This window comes from Bacillus cereus group sp. BfR-BA-01524 (genome assembly GCF_022662595.1).
In the GTDB taxonomy this organism is placed as follows: domain Bacteria; phylum Bacillota; class Bacilli; order Bacillales; family Bacillaceae_G; genus Bacillus_A; species Bacillus_A thuringiensis_S.
On record NZ_JAKUDW010000058.1, the window covers coordinates 1 to 21,822 of the forward strand.

Consider the following 21,822-nt stretch of genomic DNA (forward strand, 5'->3'; position numbering starts at 1 on the left):
ATATTCGAATCGATTAGAAAGTAGCTTCAATACGGCATGTGAAGAAATGTATCAATTTGAAGAAATCGCAAAGGAAATTGATATCGTTCATTTTTGCGGTATTACACTTGCGATGAATGATACTGTGCGTCATCATATGAAATCTTTAGCGAGAGCAGTTAAAGAAAACGGAGGAACCGTCGTTTTTGATTGTAATTATCGTCCCTCACTTTGGGGAGAAGACGGATATGAACAGGCAAAACCGCATTATGAAGAAATGCTAGGACTTGCTAATATCGTTATGATGAATGAAAAAGATGCGATGTTCGTTCTTGGGATGAAAACAAAAGAGACGGAGCGTGAGGCGCAGCTGCTGGATCTCATTCCAAAGGTAGCTGAAACGTATCATATCGCTACAATCGCTGGTACTCATCGCTCTATTAACAGTGATAATACACATTCGCTTCGCGGGTTTATATGTAAAGATGGTTCGTTCACTTTTGCAAAAACACTTACGTTTTCTGTATATGATAGAATAGGTGCTGGAGATGCTTATACGAGCGGAATTATTCATGGCGAGATAAAAGAGTTTGCACCAGAGAAAGCTGTTTCATTTGCGTCAGCAGCTGGAATGCTAGCACATACAATCGTCGGTGATACGCCAATTTCATCAGAGAAAGATATACTTCGGGCGATGACGGCATCAGTAGGTGATGTAGAAAGGTAGTGGGTGTAACAGTGAACGTAACGAGGAAAAAAGGACCATTATATTTACAAATAAAAAATATTATTCGTGATCGAATATTGCATGGCGTATATGCGATTCATACGAATATTCCTTCAGAACCGCAATTAGAAGAAGAGTTCAAAGTTAGTAAGATTACAGTGCGTAATGCGATTAAAGAACTCGCTCAAGAAGGATATTTGGAAAAGAAGAGCGGCAAAGGAACGAAAGTGATTCGTAATACTTCTGCGACAAAACTGTCAAAGGGTAAGAAATTTACAGAAGTGTTAGTGGAAGAAGGATATAAAGTACAAAAGAAATTATTAAAAGCAGAAATCGTTCATAATGAGGAAGGAACAGTGCCGTTTCGATTATTCGGTAAAGAGAGTTTTCGTATCGAGCGCCTATATATGTTAAATGATACGCCGTACATTCATTATACGCACTATTTCTCAGCTCAAATGGCAAGTACAGATTTATCGGACTTTGATTTACAATCGCTTTACGATTTAGTTGAGGACCGAGGTATACATTTAGAAAACTTCAGAGATGAATTCGCAGTTGGACTTGCGCCTAATTTCGTTGCAGAAGCGCTAGGTGAAAAAGAGGGAACAGCGTTATTAAAACGCATGCGCTATTCTTACGATGAAGTTGGCGAAGTAATTGAATATAGCGAAGGCTACTACAATACAGAAATGCAGCATTATGTAGTTAATTATGACGTATAAAAAAGAGGGGATGTTCCCTCTTTTTTTATAAAGTGAAACTTTAATCAGTGGAGGAGGGCATCACCCACTGATCACCAATAGGGGTAAAAGTAAGGGGAATGAGAGATGGATATATACTTATTAATCGTCACGTTACTTGCGATCACAATTGTTATTTTAGGGGTATCATGGTGGAAATGGCATGCATTTATTAGTTTAACAGTTGCGAGTTTGTTTTTAGCTATTATGTCTGGACTGAACTTAACGAAAATAGTCACTGCCTATGAAACTGGTGTTGGTAGTGTACTAGGGCATTTAGTTGGTATTTTGGCACTTGGGACTATACTCGGGAAAATGATGTCTGATTCAGGAGCAGGCATGCAAGTTGCAGATTTCTTTATTCGATTTTTCGGCGTAAAAAAATTACCTTGGGCTATGTTATTTGCAGGGTTTGTTATAGGGATTCCCGTCTTTTTTGAAGTAGGGATTGTCATTTTATTACCACTTGTTATTTCAATTCGAAAAACGACGAAGCAAAACATATTATTAATTGCTTTACCTGTTATTGCGGGATTATCTATCGTACATGGGCTAGTACCTCCGCATCCAGGTGCCATGACTGCAATCGGTATTTATAACGCGAACTTAGGAAAGGTACTTTTATATTCATTAATTATCGCGTTACCAACGGCTATTATAGCAGGGCCAATATTTGCAAAGTGGGTACATAAGAGGGTTATACCTGAAAATGAACCGGAGCTTGTTCGAGTTACGACAGTATCAACTGATTTGCCAAGTCGTAAAGTTTCATTCTTTATTATTTTATTACCAGTTGTATTGATGATTTTATCAGTAGTTGCACCATATATTTCATTACCGAAAAAAATGACTGAATTTTTCGTGTTTATAGGAAGTCCAGTAATCGCCTTACTTATTTCATGTTTCGCAGCATTTTATTTACTTGGAATAAGACAAGGAATTAATAAAAAGATGATTAAAAAATTAACAGATGAAAGTTTATTGCCTGTCGGTTCCATTATTTTAATAATTGGTGCAGGCGGTGGATTTAAACAAATATTAATTGAAAGCGGCGTTGGAACGGCCATTGCACAAATGGCAGAACATATTTCGTTATCACCAATTGTATTAGCTTTCATGGTAGCTGGATTAATTCGAATTGCAACAGGTTCAGCGACAGTCGCACTAACGACAGCGGCAGGGATTGTTTCACCGGTTATTCAGCACATGTCTGGTGTGAATTTAGAGCTTCTCGTTATTGCAACCGGTGCAGGTTCATTAATGTTTTCTCACGTAAATGATGCGGGGTTCTGGCTTGTAAAAGAGTATTTAGGTTTGACGGTGAAGGAAACGTTTAAAACGTGGACGGTGCTGGAAACATTGTTATCATTTATTGCATTCGGTTTTGCCCTTTTGTTGAATATGTTTCTTTAAAAGATACCTGAATAGGTATCTTTTTTTTGATTAAGCCTAATTTCTAAAACAAGCCCGTTTTTAGGTAAGCCAAGCTTCCTATTCGCCCTGAAAACATAATATAAATGGAATCCCCTCATTTAGAACAAGAGGAACTTGTTATGAATGATACTAAAGGAGGAATAGGGTAATGAGCGAAAAGTGTGAACACAGACATGATGATTGTAACCGCAGACATGGTTGCGGAGGCGGTTTTGCGCTTCTAATCGTATTGTTTATTTTATTAATTATCATCGGTGCTAGCTGCTTCGGCGGAGGCGGCGGTTGTGGCTATGGTGGTTACGGCGGTTACGCAGGCGGCTATGGTGGATATTGCTGCTAATTATTAAAAACTATTGAAAATGGCCTTGTGCAATACGCACAAGGCCATTTTATTCATATTTTTATATGCTGTGATAATTTATTAATGTACAGAGAACGGATTAAGAAGAAGAAAATAATCTCGATAATCCCGAAAAAGGTGAGTACGATACATGTCTCTTTTAGTAAGGAGAAAGAAAACATACTTTGTAAAAACTTAACCGCAAATAATGTGTGAACACCAGAAACGATGTAAGGAACGAAAAATAAAATTCCTAATTGAATCGTTGCAGAGCGAAACATTTCTGATTCAGTTAAGCCAAGCTTTGTAATCGTAATATACTTTTGTCTTTCAGTTGTTAAGTCATTATACATACGGAAATATAAAACACTAGCTGCTCCGATAAAGAAAATAAAGCCGAGAAATGCCCAAATAAAGAATTGAGCGACTGCATTTCCTTTACTATGAACGAGTTCATCCGTAGCTGTATAAATATAAAATGGTTTAATGAAATCTTCTTCATTTTTATGTGCTTCATACAAGGTTTCTGCATCGTGATCTAAGCTTTTTAATATATTTTTTGTTGGGACAATTGCATTTTCCCAATTTGCCACGAAGTAGTTATAGACTGTAATTGTTTCAATATGAGGAATCATATTTTCAATTACTTCATCTTGCATCACAATTAAGTGAGGTAATGCAAAGGGAGGCTCAATTCCTCTATTAATAAAACCTTTAATTTGAAATTCCTTTTTATTAGAGCCAAGTGTAATTGTGTTCTGCTTCGCAAATGGGTTAGACACGAGATTTAATAACGCTGGTGAATAGCGAGAAATATTATAAACTTGTGAAGAATCGAGAGTGATTTTTGGTCTGTTTAATTGCTGTGCTATTGCGTTATAATCACTCATTTTCATAATGGCAATTGATTCTTTTAAAGCTGTATCTTTTAAAACGGTAAACTTATATTTGTCATATTGAAAATTAGCATTTGTAAGTTCAGTTTCAATCGTAGTAATATGCTTTTGTTCAAATGCATTAACACCTTCTGATGTATAGGTGAATGGTATTGGATATCGTTCTAGTATGGGTGCTTTCGTATTATTGTTTGCAGCAAATAACCCGATAATAATTGTAAATGCAAGTGCAGATAGCATAGAAACAATAAAGAGTACATTAATATTACTGCGTGTACGAGAAACTAAATCTGAAATCCATAACATATTTATTTGTTTTAAGTAAAACTTTCTTCGTTTCTTTAAAATATAGATAAAGAGAAGAAATGTTTGTGAAAAAAATAAATACGTCCCAATCACTACAAGCGGTAAAATAGATAGCATAATTAAGAATACAGATCCATTTTGTGCATTTTTTTCCGTTATGTAGCCTTGCGGATAACCGGCAATATAATAACATAGTCCTAAACAAGTTAAAGCAAATAGTGAAATGAGTATAGATGGTTTTTTTTCGCTCTTCTCTTTGTTAACGCCCTTAATAAGCTTCGTTGTTTTTCGAGTACGAATAAACATTGGTGTAAATGTAGAAACGATTAAAAATAAAATGATAAACGTTACGGTTGTAACGATAATCGCTTCTGTTGGCCAATATAAATAGAGACCTTTCGCACTTGTTAATTTCGAAGTGACTAATAAGAAAAAGTTAGAAAATACAAGTCCACCTTGAATGCCGATAAAGATAGATAATATCCCAATTATCATGTTTTCGGTAAATAACAATCTTTTTAATTGTCTCTGTGAGATACCAAGAATAGTGAGTATCCCGAATTGCTGCTTCCGAACATTTAAAAATGTTCCAATTGAATATAAGAGAAAGAAGAACGAGAACATAACGATCACAAGCTGTGCTGTACTAGCTAAGTTCATTAGAGGATCACGTTCTTGAAAGCTTTGTACACTCTGTAAGCGTGGATGATACGCGTATACAGTAAATGAAAAGAAAACCATGATAGAAAACGCACTACTTACAAAGTAGGCGAAATATGCTTTTGAATTACGTGAGACATTTTTAAATGCGAATTGCCAAAACGTCATCCACGTCTGCCTCCTAATAAGGCTAGAACATCTAATATTTCTTGATAAAACTTCTCGCGATATAATCCGCGGTGCAGTTCATTGTAAAGCTCTCCATCTTTAATGAAAATAACACGGTTACAATAACTTGCCGCAAACGGATCGTGCGTAACCATTAAAATCGTTGCATCTTCTTCTTTGTTTAATTTCGTAAATAACTCCATTACGTCAATTGCTGCTTTCGAATCTAGGTTCCCTGTCGGTTCATCGGCTAGTAAGAGAGAAGGGTGATGAATAACAGCACGAGCTACTGCAGTACGCTGTGCTTGTCCTCCAGAAACTTCAAAAATACGTTTGTCCAAAATATGATCAATTCCAAGCTTTTTTGAAATGTTATCAAGCTTTTCGTCCATTTCCTTTAATGGAACATTATCTAATGTTAAAGGTAGTACGATATTTTCACCGATTGTGAGTGTATCTAGTAGGTTAAAGTTTTGGAAAACAAATCCTAACTCTTGGCGGCGGAAAATAGCTAACTTCTCTCTACGAAATGTGTGTGGTTTTTTGCCGTTAATAACGACGTCACCAGAAGTAGGAGAATCAATTGTAGAAATAACGTTTAAAAATGTAGATTTTCCGCTACCAGATGGTCCCATAATGGCAACGAATTCACCTTTATCTACGTGTAAATTTATATTTTTTAAAGCAGTATGAGGGACTTTTCCCTCATACACTTTTGAGACATTTTTTATGTGTAATACTTCTTCCATAATAATCACCTTTCTAATTTGAAAACTTAATATGTTGTGATAATTTTTGCATATAAAAGGAACGAATTAAAAGGAAAAATAAAATTTCAACTGTTCCAAAAATCAACAGTACGACTGTAATCTCAGCGAAGAACGAGAGATGTAAAACTTCTTGTAGCATCTTTGTCGCAAACATCGTATGGATTGATGCCATAATGTAAGGCACGAAGAAAAGAATCGCAAGCTGAATTGTCGCTGAACGTTTCATTTCAGTTTCAGTTAAGCCAATTTTCGTAATCGTTATATATTTTTCTTGCTCATTTGTTAAATCTGTATACATTCGGAAGTAAAGAACACTACCAGCACCGATAAAGAAAATAACACCTAAGAAAGTACCAATTAAGAAGAATGAAGCGACATTTAGTTTTGTTGTGTATAGAGAATCGCTTGCTTCACTTGCATGGAAAGGTGGGTGTTCTGCTTGAATTGCTGCATTGTCGTTATTGATTTTTATGATAAACGATGAACCGATATTATGTGCTTTTTCCCAATCTGTAACTTTGAAGTTATATACACTCATTTGTTTGGAAACGGTGGATAAGGCTTCTACATTTTCATCAGATAGTATGAGTAATTGGTATATTAAGCTGTTTGGGAATGGGCTATAACTTTTATATTCTTTCACTTGTAGTTGTAAATTGTTTTGAGTAAGTGTAAGAGTATTTTTCTTGTCTTCATTGTGAAGTGTTCCAATAACTTGATCATCTAAGTCTTTCATAAGAATATAAGATTCATTCTTATTCACCGTGAGTTTTTCCCAATTTAACGCCCTAGCAAGTACATTATAGTCACTTTGTTTAATTGCGTAATAGAGCTGCGTGTTATCTTCAGCCGAAGATACTTCATATATATCCGTTTTAAATTTCGTATAAGTAAAATGCTCTTCATTAAATTTCTGCTCTAACCAGTTTAAATGTTCATCAGCTAATGTATTTTCAGTATGTGATAAATACGTAAACGGGAAAGGGTTTTGTCTAATTGCATCAAACTTTGTAAATTTCCCAAAACCGTATAAGAATGTAATCATTGTAAAAGCGAGTGTTGATAGCATCGCTACAATAAAAAGCATGTTAATGTTTGTCCGAATGCGCGCTGCTAAATCCGAAATCCAAAGCATATTAATTCGTTTCATATAAAACGTTCTTCGCATTTTTAAAATACGAATAAGTAAAAAACTAATTTGTGAAAAGAAAAAGTATGTTCCAGCTGCAATAAGCGATGGAATGACAAGTATACTAGAGAAGGCATATAAAAGCCCAATGATATCGCCTAACGACATAAAATATAATGGATTGGATTCTAATACATATCCAGTTATTAAACATGCCGCACCAAATAGAGAGACGAGTACGGATGCTTTTTTTTCTTTTTGTTGTTTTCCTTCTTTTAAAAGGCGTACGGCTTTTCTCGTACGAATGAGCATCGGTGTAAAAGATGATACGAGAATGAAGAGCCCAAGAAAGATGATGATAGTTAAAACGATAGCACTTGTAGGCGGATATAAATATAAACCAGGTACGTGTGTAATTTTGGCGGTAACTAATAAAAAGAACTGTGAAAAGACGACTCCAAGTTGAATGCCAAAAAATATAGAAAGAGCACCAATTAACATATTTTCTATAAATATGAGTCGTTTTAATTGTTTTTGAGATATGCCAAGTACTGTTAAAATCCCGAACTGTTTTTTTCGTACTTTTAAAAACGTACCGATGGAATACAGTAAAAAGAAAAATGAAAAGAACACAATGACAACTTCTGAAATTGTCATTAATATGTTCAGAGAATAATTCACGTCTGTCATATGCAATTTAGGATGAAATAAATAAACTGCAAATGAGAAAAAGATTGCGATGGAGAACGCACTGCTTACAAAATAGGCGAAATAAGCTCTGGCGTTCCGCGTCACGTTTTTAAATGCAAACTGCCAAAATGTCATTCACCTAGCCTCCTAATGGGGTGAAGATGAGAAGAGCATAAGAAATACTCTTTTCATCAAGTTTGTTTTAAATATTTTGTCCACTCGTGTACTGTGATAATTTTTGCATATAAAGTGAACGAATAAATAAGAAAAATACGATTTCAACGAATCCAAAAATAATAAGAACGGCTGAAACTTCTTTGAACAGAGATAAACCAATTACATCTTGTAGCATTTTTGTTGCGAACATTGTATGAATGGATGCCATAATGTACGGAATGAAAAATAAAATACTAAGTTGAATGGTTGCAGATCGTTTCATCTCTGTATCTGTTACACCGATTTTAGAAATCGTTATATATTTCTCTTGTTCGTTCGTCAAATCCGTATACATTCTGAAGTAAAGAACGCTACCAGCTCCAATGAAGAAGATAACTCCTAAAAATGTCCCAATTAGGAAGAATGCAGCACTGCCTGATGTTATTCTATATAAAGAGTTTGCCGATTCAAAGTAGTGAATGAGAGGCCCTTCATGTTGGAAATTATCTCGATCTTTTTGTACTTTTTTCATAAAATTATCAGCAATTTTATATGTCTGTTCCCAGTTTTGAATTTTGTAATTGTATGCTGACATATGCTTTACGGCGCTAGGTAAGTTATTTACGATAACATCAGGCAAAACTATCGTTTGATATGAAAAGCCAGCTGGAATTGCATTCACATACTCATAGCCTTTTACTCGTAATTTCGTATTTGTACTAGAGAGTGTAATGTAATCTCTTTTGTAGCTTTGCTCAAATTCGTTGAATATGGTGATATAAGATGTCCCTGTTAACACATATGCTTCGTTATCATCCATAAATAGTTGTTTCATTCGTAAAGAATTCGCAAGTTTGTTATAGTCACTTTGCTTAATTGCGTATACATCATTAAAAATGGCTACATCTTTATCTTCTTTTAGTGGTGTTTCATATATATCAGCTTTTATTTTCTTATAAGAGAAATGCTCTTTTTGTAATTGTTGCTCAAGCCAATTTAAATGCTCTGTAACAAAAGGGTTGGCATCATAAGAAAAATAAGAAATTGGGAAAGGAGAAGTTCTATTAACTTCTAGCTTAATAAATTTCCCGAATCCATATAGAAACGTAATCATTGTGAAAGCGATAGTAGATAGCATCGCTACAATAAAAAGCATATTAATATTCGTTCGAATACGGCTTGCTAAATCTGAAACCCAAAGCATATTAATCCGTTTCATATAAAATTTTCTTCTTTTCTTTAGAATATAAATGAGTAAGAAGCTAATTTGAGAAAAGAAAAAATATGTTCCGATTGTAACAAGCGTTGGGATAACGAAAATACTTGAGACCATATATATAACACCGATTTGCGGGCTTACTGATACGAAATATTTAGGATTTCCAGCTAACGCATAACCACCAAATAAACAGATCGCACCAAAGAAAGAAACAAGTATGGATGGTTTTCTTTCTTTTTGTTTTCCAACATTGGTTTTTAAAAGGTGTACCGCTTTTTTTGTACGAATAAGCATTGGTGTGAATGCAGATACAATGATAAAAAGACTAAGGAAAACAATGGTTGTTAAAATAAACGCGTTAGTAGGACCGTATAAATATATTCCTGGAACATGCGTAAGTTTGGCTGTTACTAATAAGAAAAATTGCGAAAAAACAACTCCAAACTGCATACCGAAAAAGATAGATGAAATCCCGATTAACATATTTTCCATGAAGACGAGACGGTGTAATTGTTTTCTCGATATTCCTAAAATGGTTAAAATCCCAAATTGTTTTTTTCTAACTTTTAAAAAAGTACCAATGGAATATAGTAAAAAGAAGAAAGAGAAAAATACAATTACTACTTCTGAAAATATCATTAATCCTGAAATTTCAGAAGTCATGCCAAAGTTTTGTAGTTTCGGATGGAATAAGTAAACAGCAAACGAAAAGAACACAGCAATGGAAAAGGAGCTACTTACAAAGTAAGCAAAATAAGCTCTTGAGTTGCGCGTGACGTTTTTAAATGCAAATTGCCAAAATGTCATAGATTATACCTCCGGCTAGAAGATATAGAAGTAGTTGTATTGCAAAAAATGTATGAGAGTGAGTTCTCATACATTTTGCTTGCATATGTTACGATCATGCTTCGGTCACCTTCTCCGTATGTTCTGCCTGATTATTTGCAGCGTTGTGGAAGATGATTTTAATCGTCGTTCCTTTACCAACTTCAGAATTTAGTTTGACAGAGTGACCTAAATAATCACAAATTTTACTTACAATATAAAGCCCCATACCAGTAGATTCTCCGAATGCGCGACCGTTTTTCCCAGTGTAAAACGGTTCAAATACTCTTCGAATATCTTCTTGCGGAATACCAACACCTTCATCACGAACTTCTAAAATAATATCTTTTCCGTTTCGGTAAGCAGATAAGAAAACTTTCTTTCCGCGCTCACCAGAGTAACGAACAGCATTTGTCATTAACTGATAGATGATAAATTTTAGCCATTTCGCATCAGAAGCAACTTTTAAATCAGAATGGACTTCTAAAACAGGGAAGACACCATTACGAATGAATAGTTCTTTTAATCCGTTAATATTTTTTGTTACCGTATCTTTTAATGAAATCGTCTCGACATGGAAATCTTCATGGAAGTTATTTAACCTAGCCATGTATAAAGCCATATCAAGCCCTTGGTTTAGACGCTCTAATTCTTTTTTAAACTTTGGAATTAAATGCTCGTCTTCCATTTCTAGCACCATAAGCTGCATAACAGAAACAGGTGTCTTCATTTGATGTACCCAATGGTTAATGAATAATTGATGTTCTTGTTGTTTTACTTCATACGATTGCAGTTCTTTTTGGAAGAGGCGGTACTGCGTACGCACGAGTTCATTGACACCGTGAGGCATCGGAGCAGTCGCTCTTTCAATAAACGCATCTTCCATTTTTTCTGGTTGCTCACTTAATCTATGGTACATTCTACGATTGCGAACGTAACGATAAGCGAGGAAACAAATGAATAAATATAAACTTAAAACGACGAAGTAAAATTTATTGTTTTGAAATCCATCTACTGCATCATAAAGAACGAAAATGATACCGAAGTTTAATATGTACAGTAGGAAAAATGCAAAATGATCACGTAAAAATAGCTTCATGCTTATTCACTCCAAGTTGCGTTAAAACGATATCCAAGTCCACGTACTGTTTCAATAGAGTTCTCAATACCAAGCTCATTAAACTTTTTACGAAGACGCGTAATGTTTACGTTTAATGTATTTTCTTCAACGAAACTTTCGTCATCCCAAAGCGCAGCCAATAAATCTTCACGGCTTGCTGTACGAGGGAATTTAGATAATAACATTTCAGCTAAAATAGCTTCTTTCTTCGTTAAAAGAACTTGTTCAGATCCGAAGTGAATTTCAGGACGTTCTGGGAATAGTTTTAAACCTTCTACTTCAACGATACGTTCAGAAATATTTGGTGCATAATCACCGTAAATACGACGTAATTGTCCTTTAATTTTCGCCATTACAACGTCGTAATGGAACGGTTTTGTAATGTAATCATCCGCACCGCTTTCAATTGCCATAATTTGTTCCATCTCACCAGCACGCGCTGAAATGAAAATAATTGGACAAGTAGATTCATGACGAATTTGACGGCACCAGTAGAAACCATCGAATTTCGGTAAGTTTACATCAAGTAAAACAAGATGTGGTTTCACAGCGTTAAACGATTCCATAATATCATCGAAATTCTCCGCTACCACAGCCTCATAACCGTACTTCTGAATGTGAGATTGCAGTAATGATGAAATATTTGGATCGTCTTCAACGATTAAAATTTTATACATATGTATATTCCTCCTAAAAAACAATTGTAGCTATAGTGTATCATGTGTTTCAAGTCTTTTCATTATGTTGAAAGATAAGCTAGTAAACAGTATAGGTCAAAAGTGTGAAAAGTAAAAAGTATTATATTTTTTTATGAAATTTGGAACTTTATTTTGCTTACCGTCCAATATATAGTGAGAACATCGTTAAGGAGGGAGCACTACTTGGCAAGTAATGAAGATATACATACCTGGATAGAACGCTTATTAAAAGGTGATGAGGAGGCTTTTGAATTTATATTTAACTTAACAAGTCAGAGAATCTATGAAACCGTCTTTGCTATAGTTAAAAATCGGCATGATACAAATGAAATCTACTTTCAACTTTGGAAATCTATTTCAACATATGATCAATCTAGACCGTTTCTATTTTGGTTGAATGGAATTGTTTACAAACAGATTAGTCAATGGAGAAAACACATATGGAAGAGGATGCGCTTATTTGAAAAACAACAACTAAGTGATGATTCTGTTGTAGAAGTTCCAGAAAAAGTATTATTAAGAAAAGAAACAGAAGAGCAGTTATTAACAGTGATACAAGAACTACCATTTAAGTTTAGAGTAGTGATCGTTTATCGCTTTTATCACGATTACACATATGAAGAAATTGCGGAACTATTACAAATTCCTATAGGTACAGTAAGATCTAGAATTCACAGAGCGTTAGAAAAAATTCGGAATCAATCTAGTATAGAAATAGATGAGGAGGAATCTAATTCAAATGTCGTTTTCAAATGAATGTAAAAAAGCAATGAAACAAGAGGTCCCAAAAGAGGTTAAAGAGCGAGCTTATCAATCCTTTAGTCAAATGTATAAAAAAGAAAACAAAAAGAAGACGAAAAAGAAATTATTAATAGCAGGTTTAATAGCGGCTGTCATTATACCGACGAGTACAATGGCATTAAACAATTCTTATTTTGCAAAGCCAGAGGTAAAGTTAAATGAAATGATTGGTGAAGAAGTTAAAAAGGATGCTGCGAATGGGAAGTCCATATAGTTAAACGAAAAAGTGGTAGATAACGGTATTACTCTTCATGTAAAAGAAATATTAATTCAAGATGCTAAAATACTTGTTTATTATCGATTTGAACAGCAAGATGGATCGCTTGTTCCTTATAAATTTAATACAACTGGGCTCGATATTACAAAAGATGGTAAAGAAGACGGGAAACAAGTGGAGAGCCCGTATTATAAAAATAAGAAATTTAATGCTGTCCAATACTTACATTTTCTTAGTAACACTCATATGGATAATTTTCAAAAAGATCGTATTGGTAATCCGGATGCAATAGAGAATAGTACATTTTATTTAACGAATCAAGCGGGGGAAAGTTTTGACACAGTGTTAGCTGCTCATGATAAACCAGAAGGAGTAATGGTTTTTGAACCGTTAGAAGGTGAAATATTTCTAGACTTCTTATCTGTAAATATTAATATTAACAGAATTGGAGGAACGGAAGGAACTTGGACAATGAAAATTCCAGTGGATATGGCGAATAAAACTGTCCAAAAGGACTCTACAAAGAACGAATGATTTCTTACTTATATGTAATAGAATCCATACTAGGTGTGTGAAGCATGATTAGTTATTGGTTAAATGAATTCGGAACGATAGTAGGTATGTCCTTTATTATAAGTTTGATTATCTTTTGGATTTCTTCTTTTGTTAATAAAATAATAAAGTTTAAATAAAAACAGCTCTTCCTTTATATTAGAAGAGCCGTTTTATTTTTTTCCCCTTCGTAATCTTTAGATTTTACTCAATATAGTAATTGACGTAGGTCAGGAGTGGAAAAAATAAAAAGGGCTGTATATATAATTGACAATTAACTGAAATCATTTTAACATTTAGATAAATATCTAAATGTCTAATTATCGAAAGGAAGAAAGACATTGAATCAAGCATTCAAAGCATTAGCAGATCCAACAAGGCGAAAAATTTTAGACTTATTAAAAGAAGGTGATCTAACCGCTGGTGAGATTGCTGAACATTTCAATATGACAAAACCAAGTATTTCACACCACTTAAGCGTACTTAAAAATGCTGAACTTATTCAAGATGAAAAGAAAGGGCAATTCGTTGTGTACTCTTTAAACACAACGGTCTTTCAAGATTTGTTGACTTGGGTGTTTACATTTACGAATAAGGGGGAAGAGGGGAAATGAAAAAACATCTTTTTGCAATTTTATTAATCGTTATAACTTGTTTAGCTTGGGCGTTTGCTTGGCCACATTTGCCGGATACAATTGCAACGCATTGGAGCGGTGGTAAGGTAGATGGATATTCTTCTAAATTGTATGGAATGATTTCTATGATTGGAATTATGATTGTTTTATATATTTTTCTAAACGTGTTACCAAAGATTGACCCAAAGAAAGTAAATTACGAGAAGTTCTCTAAGGCTTTTATGATGATGAATAACGGGATACTACTGCTACTATTTGTAGGGAATATAGATATTATTACAAGTGGATTAGGATACAACTTATTCATTAATCGTGTGCCGGAATTATTAGTTGGTATTTTATTTATAGTCATCGGAAACTATTTACCACAATGTAAACCAAATTACTTTGTAGGTATAAAAACACCGTGGACATTAAGTAACGAGGAAGTATGGAGAAAGACACACCGTTTTAGCGGAAAGGTGTTTGTTATATTAGGAATTATTATGATTCTAAGTGTTTTTGTACCAGTAACGTGGAAATCTTTCGTAATGGTTGGAATTATTATTGGTGCAGTAGGATTAACAATGGGATATTCTTATATTGCTTATAAAAAAGAACTAAAAATGTAAATAAAGCTGCTTTTCCTTTTAGGGAAGAGCAGCTTTATTTTTAGGGTATTCGAATTACTATATTTAATAAGTTATATTCAATTTTTTAATTAACCAAGGCTTTATCAATGACAGAACTGTTATAGGTTGCATAGCTTTAATGTGATCCATATTATTTCCTCTTAAGATTTCTATATCCCATCCAAGATGTTCTAACTTTTGTTTGTTTTTTCGAAGTATACCAATAATATCAACTACTACACTGCCAAAGTTTTCACCGTAAACAATAGTGTCTTTTTCCCCAGAAAACGCTAATCTCGGAATGATTAGTTTATGTTGGATTTCTTGATCATCAAACTCCATCAAATTCTCGTACATTGTAACAAACTGTTTAGTTTGACTCGTGTCAATCTTTATCTGTATGTTATCCCACTCAATTTTTTCAGGATTAATATGTTCTTGATCAATAACAGGAGAAGTGTGATTATTCACAGCTTGCTCGTATGTTTTATTTGTTACTACCATCATTTCTTTATATGGACCATCTATTGGTGGAAACCCGCCCATGATTATACTGTCTAATCTATCCGTTCGAATGGCTAATTGTAACCCAGCTAAAGCTAACCAAGAGTAACCATAATAACTAAACTTATTAATATTCATTTCATCAGCAATTGTTAATAGGTCTTTCACTATATTTTCAGGTGTGAGATTCTCTGGATTTGGATGTTGCAAACGATGGCCTTCGTAGTCAAAATATAAAATCTGAAACTTATCTATGAGTCCATCAATAAAATGATTTCCAAATTCAGGATCTACTCCCCACAACTTTAAAGTTTCAGCATCTTGCCCATATACAGATTCTTTAGCAACTGGGAGCATGATTGTTCTAAATCTTGGATTTCCAACCAAACCAACCTTTAATTCTGATTCATCCGTAAGTTTTATGATTTTCTCCATTTCTATCACTCCTAAATTGTTTATACTAAAATCATATAACATTCATGCAATCTTCCGGATTTATGATTTTCTCCCCCGCATATACCCGGATTTTATTTCAAATATGTTGCTGTAGCACTTGAAGGTTTTACTTTAAAAAGGAGTTAATAAATGGAGACATATAGCCCTAAACAAATTGCAAATGTCTTAAACGTTAGCACAACAACTTTGAGAAGATATGAAGAACAAAATCTTATTCCTGTTGTACCAAGAACGGAAAGTAATCACCGGTTTTATACATCGATACACGTTCAAGCATTTATTACCATTAGAGCATTATTAAAAGGATATGATATACCTATTGTTTATAAAGTTATGAGAATGATTAAAAACGTAAAGTTTGAAGAAGCATTTTGGTTAATTAATGAACAGCAATTTAATATTCAAGTGGAGAAAAAACGGGTAGAAGAAATATTAAACATGATTCGAAATGCTGATTTTACTAAATATAAAAATGTAGAGTTAAGTGAACGCATGAGCATTGGAGAGGCTGCAAAAATAGCAGGCGTAAATACTTCGGCTATCCGTCATTGGGAACATGAAGGGTTAGTCCACTCAGAAAGAAATAAAGAAAACGGTTATAGAATGTTTCCAATATCAGAACTGCGTAAAATACTGGTTATAAGCAGTTTGAGAAAAACCGTGTATTATATAGAAAATATGAAAAGCTTGCTAGATGATTTAGAAACATTACACTATGGAAAAATTGAACGTTCCTTTCAGTTGGCTTTAGAAAACTTGAACACTCAACTATTACTCCAATTGAAAGGAATCGAAGAACTGATGAAATATATACACTTTTACGAGTAAGTAAATATGTAAAAAGAGCTAAGCGCAATGCTTAGCTCTTTTCCTTTTGTTATCACTTCTTCAAAACCGGTATCCAAATTTCACTTTTAAAGTTTGGAGAAGATATATCTTTCTGTTCATTCCACAATATTTCCGGTCCTTCCGCTAGTTCATAGTTCGAAGAAGGGAACCATTCAGAATAAATACGCCCCCATACATTTTGTAATGCATCAGGAAATGGACCGACAGCTTCGAATATAGCCCATGTTGAAGCTGCAACTTCAAGCTGCGCGAATTGCTCTGGACAATCCTTTGTTGTGGCTACTCCAATATAGTGATCAAGTTCTCCCTTTTCCGCCATTCTTCCTTCAGAAAAATTAGTAGAAGCACTAATAATTCCAGTAGGTTCAATGTTTGAAAGGGACTTTAATGTTTGAATAGACTCTGGGTTTAAACTTTTCCACATAGAAGCAATTTCTTCATTTACACCGTTAAAAACGATTGGGACTCGTTTTGTAATACCTATAATTCGAAATGGCTCTTTTTCTTCAATTCGATAGTTCATTTCATTTCCTCCTTGAATAGATAATTGGAAGGTCATTGGTGAATAAGCCTTCAAAGAATGGCTACTATTTCGGGCCTCTGAAGGTGTTATACCGTGCAAGTTTTGAAATGCACGAGCGAATGAATCTGGTGAGTTGTAGCCATATTTTATAGCGATATCAATGACTTTTACATTGTTGTTTTTTAGTTCAAAGGCAGCGAGAGTAAGACGTCTACAGCGAATATATTCTGATAGTGATATGCCAGCTAAAAAAGAAAACATTCTCTTGAAATGATATTCGGAGCAGTAAGCTATTTTTGCGACTTCCTTAAAATCAATTTCATGTGTAAGGTTGTCTTCGATATACTGCATTGCAGCATTCATATTTTTAAGTGAATCCATATTATGACCTCCTCTGTACATAGAATAGCAGGAATGAAATAGCTCCATCCGACATTTCGTGCACAACTTTGTAGGGTACATTTTTCACCTTACAAAATTGTAATGTTCCTGTAAGGAGAATGAATGGATGGTATGATATCCCAATGTTATAGTAACAAAGTACTTTAATTCATTACGTTAACTTTTTGATTTCTTTACTTATGTGCCTTACATAACTGTCATGTTTGTGTAAGAAACATCGATAGTGGCAAGAGTAGAGAGTGTATATAGTTGAAAATAGAGAATAGAAGAAATGAGGGATGTCGAGATGAAAACAGTGTTAGAAGCAAAAAATATTGAAAAAGTATATGACACGGGTGGTAACAAATTTGCAGCGTTAAAAGGTATTAACTTACAAGTAAAAGAAGGTGAGTTCGTTGGAATTATGGGACCTTCTGGTTCTGGTAAGACGACTTTACTAAATGTTCTTTCTACAATTGATAATGCGACGAACGGTGAAATTTTAATTGATGGCAAAGATATCGTGAAAATGAATGACGATAAGTTAGCGTTATTCCGCCGCGATCATTTAGGTTTCATTTTCCAAGATTATAACTTATTAGATACGTTAACAGTGAAAGAGAATATCGCTTTACCACTTGCGTTATCAAAGGTGAAAGCGAGTGAGATTGATCGCCGCGTTCTTGAAATCTCAAAGAAATTTGGCATTGATCATATTTTAAGTCAGTTTCCATATCAAGTATCTGGTGGACAGAAGCAGCGCTGCGCAGCATCGCGTGCAATCGTTACGAATCCAAGTATGATTTTCGGGGACGAGCCAACTGGAGCGCTTGATTCTAAATCTGCAACAGATTTACTTGAAAGTATGAAGTCATTAAATGAATATGATAACTCAACAATTTTAATGGTAACGCATGATGCATTTGCAGCAAGTTATTGTAAACGAGTTATTTTCATTAAAGATGGTGAACTATATAAAGAATTGCACCGTGGTGAATCAACACGTAAACAGTTCTTCCAAAAAGTCGTTGACGTAATGTCTTCTATTTCTGGAGGTATGGCTGATGACCTTATCTAGCATTGCCCTCCGCAACATACAGCGGAACTTTAAAGACTACTTTGTATATTTCGCATCTATGATTTTTAGTATCGTTATTTATTTTACATTTAAAGCACTGCAATATAATTCACAAATGGAAAAAGCAGCAGAAGCTTCAAAAAAAATTAGCGGAGCGTTCCAAGTTTCAAGTGTGATGCTTATCATTTTCGTAGCAGTGTTCATTATATACTCGAACGGATTCTTTACACGTAAACGTAAAAAAGAAGTTGGCTTATATTCGTTATTAGGTATTCGTAAAAGACAAATTGGTAAAATGCTCTTTTATGAAAATATGTTAATGGGATTAATGTCATTAGTAATCGGGATTGCGATCGGTAGTGTCCTTTCGAAATTATTCCTTGAGTTATTAGTAAATATGATGGGATTAAATTTAAACGTTCATTTTGAAGTACCGATGGCTGCCATTATTGATACAGCAATTATTTTCTTTGTGATTATTTTATATACATCACTTCAAGGATATCGTTTAATTTATCGCTTTAAGTTAATTGAACTTTTCCGCGCAGAACGTGAAGGAGAAGCAATGCCAAAAGGATCTGTCATCATGGCATTAATTTCAGTTTTCTTAATCGGTTCAGGTTATTTTTTAGCGCTAATGTACATGAAAGCAGTTATGTATGCAGACTTTATGGTCGTTGCATTATATATTTTATTAGCGACAGTAGCAGGGACTTATTTACTGTTCATGTTCTTCACAGTATTTGTATTGAAACGTGCAAGAAATAATAAGTCAGCATTTTATAATGGTATGAATATGGTAACGACATCGCAGTTACTATATCGTATTAAAGGAAATGCGAAATCATTGGCGACAATCGCTATTTTAAGTGCAGTTACATTAACAGCGGTTGGTACGTCAGTTACGATGTATTACAACACATTTACGCAATCAAAAGTTGCTGCGCCGTATAGTTATTCCTATGAGAAAAAAGATGCAGCATTAGATAAAAAAGTAAATGAGATACTTGCTGGAGAGAAGAATAATCACCCAGTCACATATGAATCAGAAGTTGAAATGATTCCTGTGAAAGGAACATTTAAAGGTGAAAGAGCTGATCAAGTTCTGAACACACACTATAATGTTACGAATCAGTACCAGCTTATTTCTCAATCAAGCTTTAATAAACATGTGAAACATTTAGATGTAGAACCTGTAAATTTAAGTGCGAATGAAGCTTTCGTATATGATAGCTTATATATTGAGAAACTTGATTTTGGTCCTCTTTATACAGGAAATACAGCTGTATTCCCTGTTGGAAATGAGTCAAAAGAATTAAAAATTAAAGGTGTAAATAATAGAAGCCTTACAAATTTAAATGAACTATTTGTAATCGTTCCTGATAAAACATATGAGCAAGTGAAACAGGTAAACGAAACGCGTACTGTAAAAAATATTGATGTAAAAGGTGAGCGAAATAGTAAAGAGTTAACAGCAAAATTAGCAAGCATTATGCCAGCTGGAGAATCAGAAGTTTTAAAACCATTTAACGATTTCTATACAGGATTCCAAATGGGGCTTGAAACGACAGGCTTAATGATGTTTATTGGGTTATTCTTAGGATTAGTATTCCTATTAGCAACAGGCTCAATCATTTACTTTAAACAATTAACAGAAGCAAGTGCTGACCGTGATCGTTACATTGTCCTTCATAAAGTTGGTGTAACGAAGCAAGAAATGAAGAAAGCTATCGCAAAACAAGTAAGCTTTATCTTCGCTATTCCGTTAGTAATCGGTATTTTACACAGCTTATTTGCACTAAAAGGTTTATCAAATATATTACCATTTGAAATTATGATTCCGCTTCTCATTAGTATTGGAGTATACGGTGTCATCTATATTGGATATTACTTCTTAACGGTTCGTTCTTATTATAAGATCGTGAGTGCGAAGTAATAAGGGGCAGCTATCGCTACACGCGATAGCTGTTTTTTTTATTCTTCATAAAATCTTAAGAAACTTCCTCAATTTTTATTAAGAAACGATAGTTATACTTAGACACAAGTTAAAAACTATCGAACGAATGAGGAGAGGTTTACATGCAGCTCATTACATTTTTACATGAATTTATAAAGCATCCAAAACATACTGGTGCAATTGCGCCAAGTTCAAAAATATTAGCAAAGAAAATGGTCGATGTAATTGATTTTAATAAAGCGAAATGTATTGTAGAGTTAGGGCCTGGCACAGGGGTTTTTACGAAAGAGATTATGAAGAGAAAAAAGAAGGAAACAATATTTCTTCTTATTGAAATTAATGAAGTATTTTTCAAAGAATTAAAAAGAAAGTTTAAAGATGAGCAGAATGTCATTGTTGTACATGGTTCAGCTGAAAATATAAAGAAGTATATGGAGGAGCTCAATATAGAATGCATTGATTACGTTTTATCAGGGTTGCCTTTCACTTCTTTACCAGAAGAAGTTTCAAAGCGCATTTTAAATAATGCGATGGAAGCGATACATGAGAATGGTGAGTTCATTACATTTCAATATTCACTTGTGAAAAAAGGGTTTATACAGCATTTCTTCCCTGAAATTACACTAGAAAAAGTATGGCTCAATTTCCCGCCAGCATACGTCTTTAGTTGTAAAAAAGAACTAAGGAGAGCGTATGCATAATGGAATTACATGAATTATTATCCTATATCGAGCAGTATGGTTATTGGGCATTATTTTTCTGTTTATGGTTAGGTATTATCGGTATGCCAATTCCAGATGAAATGATTGTTATGAGTGGTGGTTTCGTATCTTCAGTAGGTATATTAAGTGTTGTTCCTTCATTTGTATTAACATATTTAGGTGTTGTATCAGGGCTTTCTTTAGGATATATATTAGGGAAGGTATTTGGCACGAAGGTACTCCATAAATTGATGAAAAAGAAAAAAGCGAAGTATTTGATAAAATCACAAGAAATGGTTGATAAATACGGACAGTACGCGTTAGTTACAAGCTATTTCATACCAGTTGTAAGACATATCGTGCCGTATTTAGTTGGAATGAATAATATGTCATTTAAGACGTATGCTTTGTATTCTTATACGACAGGATTTGTTTGGACACTCGTTTATTTCGTACTAGGTTATTTATTTGGACAACATATTGAAAGAATTGTAGCAGTTGCGATAGAGTATGGTATGTATTTTGGCGGAAGTATTGCATTGATTGTGAGTGTGTTTTATTTATACAGACAAAAAAGAAATACAGTGATGAGTAAATAAAGGAGGCGAAAGCCTCCTTTTATTATTAATATGGATTCATTTATTGAAGTGCGGATGCAAAGCCCTGTTACATTAAGAAAAAGTTAAGAAACCGTACG

Annotated in this window: 20 protein-coding genes and 1 pseudogene; 13 read left to right on the top strand and 8 right to left on the bottom strand. The window is 34.1% G+C overall.

Features of this window, described 5'->3' with window-relative positions; genetic code table 11:
- The 4 genes from MR170_RS19790 to MR170_RS19805 all read left to right on the top strand — a co-directional run.
- Nucleotides 1-706 (top strand): PfkB family carbohydrate kinase (locus MR170_RS19790; RefSeq protein ID WP_242309000.1); only part of this gene is annotated, 706 nt, incomplete at its 5' end.
- Nucleotides 706-1,431 carry a GntR family transcriptional regulator gene (locus tag MR170_RS19795; protein WP_043935190.1) on the top strand — a complete coding sequence of 242 codons (726 nt, stop codon included), beginning with the start codon at nt 706-708 and terminating at the stop codon, nt 1,429-1,431. The genes MR170_RS19790 and MR170_RS19795, both read left to right, overlap by 1 nt.
- 105 nt (nt 1,432-1,536) lie before the next feature.
- Nucleotides 1,537-2,862 carry a gluconate permease GntP gene (gntP, locus tag MR170_RS19800; RefSeq protein ID WP_098629327.1) on the top strand — a complete coding sequence of 442 codons (1,326 nt, stop codon included), beginning with the start codon at nt 1,537-1,539 and terminating at the stop codon, nt 2,860-2,862.
- A gap of 169 nt (nt 2,863-3,031) precedes the next feature.
- Nucleotides 3,032-3,223 carry a YjcZ family sporulation protein gene (locus MR170_RS19805; RefSeq protein WP_001290392.1) on the top strand — a complete coding sequence of 64 codons (192 nt, stop codon included), beginning with the start codon at nt 3,032-3,034 and terminating at the stop codon, nt 3,221-3,223.
- 53 nt (nt 3,224-3,276) lie between these two features.
- Here MR170_RS19805 and MR170_RS19810 read toward each other — a convergent pair whose 3' ends face one another.
- From MR170_RS19810 to MR170_RS19835, 6 genes are all read right to left on the bottom strand, one after another.
- Nucleotides 3,277-5,253, bottom strand: coding sequence for an FtsX-like permease family protein (locus tag MR170_RS19810; protein WP_242309001.1), 1,977 nt, complete (start codon nt 5,251-5,253; stop codon nt 3,277-3,279).
- A complete protein-coding gene (locus tag MR170_RS19815; protein ID WP_000393250.1) occupies nt 5,250-6,002 on the bottom strand; it encodes an ABC transporter ATP-binding protein in 753 nt (250 codons plus the stop codon). Before MR170_RS19815 ends, MR170_RS19810 begins: the two co-directional genes overlap by 4 nt.
- A gap of 13 nt (nt 6,003-6,015) precedes the next feature.
- The gene (locus MR170_RS19820) at nt 6,016-7,977 is read right to left on the bottom strand and encodes an FtsX-like permease family protein (RefSeq protein ID WP_242309002.1); all 1,962 of its coding nucleotides are present in this window, start codon (nt 7,975-7,977) and stop codon (nt 6,016-6,018) included.
- Nucleotides 7,978-8,044: 67 nt separating this feature from the next.
- Nucleotides 8,045-10,024, bottom strand: a complete 1,980-nt coding sequence (locus MR170_RS19825) for an FtsX-like permease family protein (protein WP_242309003.1) — start codon at nt 10,022-10,024, stop codon at nt 8,045-8,047.
- 94 nt (nt 10,025-10,118) lie between these two features.
- Nucleotides 10,119-11,141 (bottom strand): sensor histidine kinase, encoded by a 1,023-nt coding sequence (locus MR170_RS19830; protein ID WP_048564362.1) that lies wholly within the window; start codon nt 11,139-11,141, stop codon nt 10,119-10,121.
- 2 nt (nt 11,142-11,143) lie between these two features.
- Entirely contained in the window at nt 11,144-11,839 is a 696-nt protein-coding gene (locus MR170_RS19835; RefSeq protein ID WP_000276738.1) for a response regulator transcription factor, read from the bottom strand.
- A 204-nt stretch (nt 11,840-12,043) separates the two neighbouring features.
- Between MR170_RS19835 and MR170_RS19840 the strand changes: the two genes are divergently transcribed.
- The 4 genes and pseudogenes from MR170_RS19840 (at nt 12,044) to MR170_RS19860 (ending at nt 14,676) form a co-directional block, all read left to right on the top strand.
- Nucleotides 12,044-12,616 (top strand): sigma-70 family RNA polymerase sigma factor, encoded by a 573-nt coding sequence (locus tag MR170_RS19840; protein WP_242309004.1) that lies wholly within the window; start codon nt 12,044-12,046, stop codon nt 12,614-12,616.
- Nucleotides 12,600-13,412: pseudogene (locus MR170_RS32490) on the top strand (DUF4179 domain-containing protein). Before MR170_RS19840 ends, MR170_RS32490 begins: the two are co-directional and overlap by 17 nt.
- Before the next feature lie 359 nt (nt 13,413-13,771).
- The gene (locus tag MR170_RS19855) at nt 13,772-14,044 is read left to right on the top strand and encodes an autorepressor SdpR family transcription factor (RefSeq protein WP_242309007.1); all 273 of its coding nucleotides are present in this window, start codon (nt 13,772-13,774) and stop codon (nt 14,042-14,044) included.
- A complete protein-coding gene (locus MR170_RS19860) occupies nt 14,041-14,676 on the top strand; it encodes an SdpI family protein (protein WP_048564365.1) in 636 nt (211 codons plus the stop codon). The genes MR170_RS19855 and MR170_RS19860 overlap by 4 nt, the downstream gene beginning before the upstream one ends.
- 63 nt (nt 14,677-14,739) lie before the next feature.
- On the opposite strand, the gene MR170_RS19865 is transcribed toward MR170_RS19860, so the two are convergent.
- Nucleotides 14,740-15,615, bottom strand: a complete 876-nt coding sequence (locus MR170_RS19865) for an alpha/beta fold hydrolase (RefSeq protein ID WP_088115242.1) — start codon at nt 15,613-15,615, stop codon at nt 14,740-14,742.
- A gap of 150 nt (nt 15,616-15,765) precedes the next feature.
- On the opposite strand from MR170_RS19865, the gene MR170_RS19870 reads away from it, so the two are divergent.
- Complete coding sequence (locus MR170_RS19870; protein ID WP_088115241.1) at nt 15,766-16,464, top strand: MerR family DNA-binding transcriptional regulator; 699 nt, start codon at nt 15,766-15,768, stop codon at nt 16,462-16,464.
- 52 nt (nt 16,465-16,516) lie between these two features.
- On the opposite strand, the gene MR170_RS19875 is transcribed toward MR170_RS19870, so the two are convergent.
- Nucleotides 16,517-17,389, bottom strand: coding sequence for an AraC family transcriptional regulator (locus MR170_RS19875; protein ID WP_043935202.1), 873 nt, complete (start codon nt 17,387-17,389; stop codon nt 16,517-16,519).
- Nucleotides 17,390-17,696: 307 nt separating this feature from the next.
- On the opposite strand from MR170_RS19875, the gene MR170_RS19880 reads away from it, so the two are divergent.
- The 4 genes from MR170_RS19880 (at nt 17,697) to MR170_RS19895 (ending at nt 21,724) form a co-directional block, all read left to right on the top strand.
- Nucleotides 17,697-18,467: an ABC transporter ATP-binding protein gene (locus tag MR170_RS19880; RefSeq protein ID WP_000859656.1), complete on the top strand. Its 771-nt coding sequence runs from the start codon at nt 17,697-17,699 to the stop codon at nt 18,465-18,467.
- Nucleotides 18,454-20,403: an ABC transporter permease gene (locus MR170_RS19885; protein ID WP_000176150.1), complete on the top strand. Its 1,950-nt coding sequence runs from the start codon at nt 18,454-18,456 to the stop codon at nt 20,401-20,403. The genes MR170_RS19880 and MR170_RS19885 overlap by 14 nt, the downstream gene beginning before the upstream one ends.
- A gap of 143 nt (nt 20,404-20,546) precedes the next feature.
- The gene (locus MR170_RS19890; RefSeq protein WP_001176064.1) at nt 20,547-21,125 is read left to right on the top strand and encodes a class I SAM-dependent methyltransferase; all 579 of its coding nucleotides are present in this window, start codon (nt 20,547-20,549) and stop codon (nt 21,123-21,125) included.
- On the top strand, nt 21,125-21,724 hold the full coding sequence (locus MR170_RS19895; RefSeq protein WP_242309008.1) for a DedA family protein: 600 nt from the start codon (nt 21,125-21,127) through the stop codon (nt 21,722-21,724). Before MR170_RS19890 ends, MR170_RS19895 begins: the two co-directional genes overlap by 1 nt.
- Nucleotides 21,725-21,822: the final 98 nt, after the last annotated feature.

Excerpts from the sequence above, each read along its gene's own strand:
- gntP (WP_098629327.1), top strand. The coding sequence starts at position 1,537 with ATGGATATATACTTATTAATCGTCACGTTACTTGCGATCACAATTGTT.
- MR170_RS19805 (WP_001290392.1), top strand. The coding sequence starts at position 3,032 with ATGAGCGAAAAGTGTGAACACAGACATGATGATTGTAACCGCAGACAT.
- MR170_RS19810 (WP_242309001.1), bottom strand. The coding sequence starts at position 5,253 with ATGACGTTTTGGCAATTCGCATTTAAAAATGTCTCACGTAATTCAAAA.
- MR170_RS19815 (WP_000393250.1), bottom strand. The coding sequence starts at position 6,002 with ATGGAAGAAGTATTACACATAAAAAATGTCTCAAAAGTGTATGAGGGA.
- MR170_RS19820 (WP_242309002.1), bottom strand. The coding sequence starts at position 7,977 with ATGACATTTTGGCAGTTTGCATTTAAAAACGTGACGCGGAACGCCAGA.
- MR170_RS19825 (WP_242309003.1), bottom strand. The coding sequence starts at position 10,024 with ATGACATTTTGGCAATTTGCATTTAAAAACGTCACGCGCAACTCAAGA.
- MR170_RS19830 (WP_048564362.1), bottom strand. The coding sequence starts at position 11,141 with ATGAAGCTATTTTTACGTGATCATTTTGCATTTTTCCTACTGTACATA.
- MR170_RS19835 (WP_000276738.1), bottom strand. The coding sequence starts at position 11,839 with ATGTATAAAATTTTAATCGTTGAAGACGATCCAAATATTTCATCATTA.
- MR170_RS19860 (WP_048564365.1), top strand. The coding sequence starts at position 14,041 with ATGAAAAAACATCTTTTTGCAATTTTATTAATCGTTATAACTTGTTTA.
- MR170_RS19865 (WP_088115242.1), bottom strand. The coding sequence starts at position 15,615 with ATGGAGAAAATCATAAAACTTACGGATGAATCAGAATTAAAGGTTGGT.
- MR170_RS19870 (WP_088115241.1), top strand. The coding sequence starts at position 15,766 with ATGGAGACATATAGCCCTAAACAAATTGCAAATGTCTTAAACGTTAGC.
- MR170_RS19875 (WP_043935202.1), bottom strand. The coding sequence starts at position 17,389 with ATGGATTCACTTAAAAATATGAATGCTGCAATGCAGTATATCGAAGAC.
- MR170_RS19880 (WP_000859656.1), top strand. The coding sequence starts at position 17,697 with ATGAAAACAGTGTTAGAAGCAAAAAATATTGAAAAAGTATATGACACG.
- MR170_RS19885 (WP_000176150.1), top strand. The coding sequence starts at position 18,454 with ATGACCTTATCTAGCATTGCCCTCCGCAACATACAGCGGAACTTTAAA.
- MR170_RS19890 (WP_001176064.1), top strand. The coding sequence starts at position 20,547 with ATGCAGCTCATTACATTTTTACATGAATTTATAAAGCATCCAAAACAT.
- MR170_RS19895 (WP_242309008.1), top strand. The coding sequence starts at position 21,125 with ATGGAATTACATGAATTATTATCCTATATCGAGCAGTATGGTTATTGG.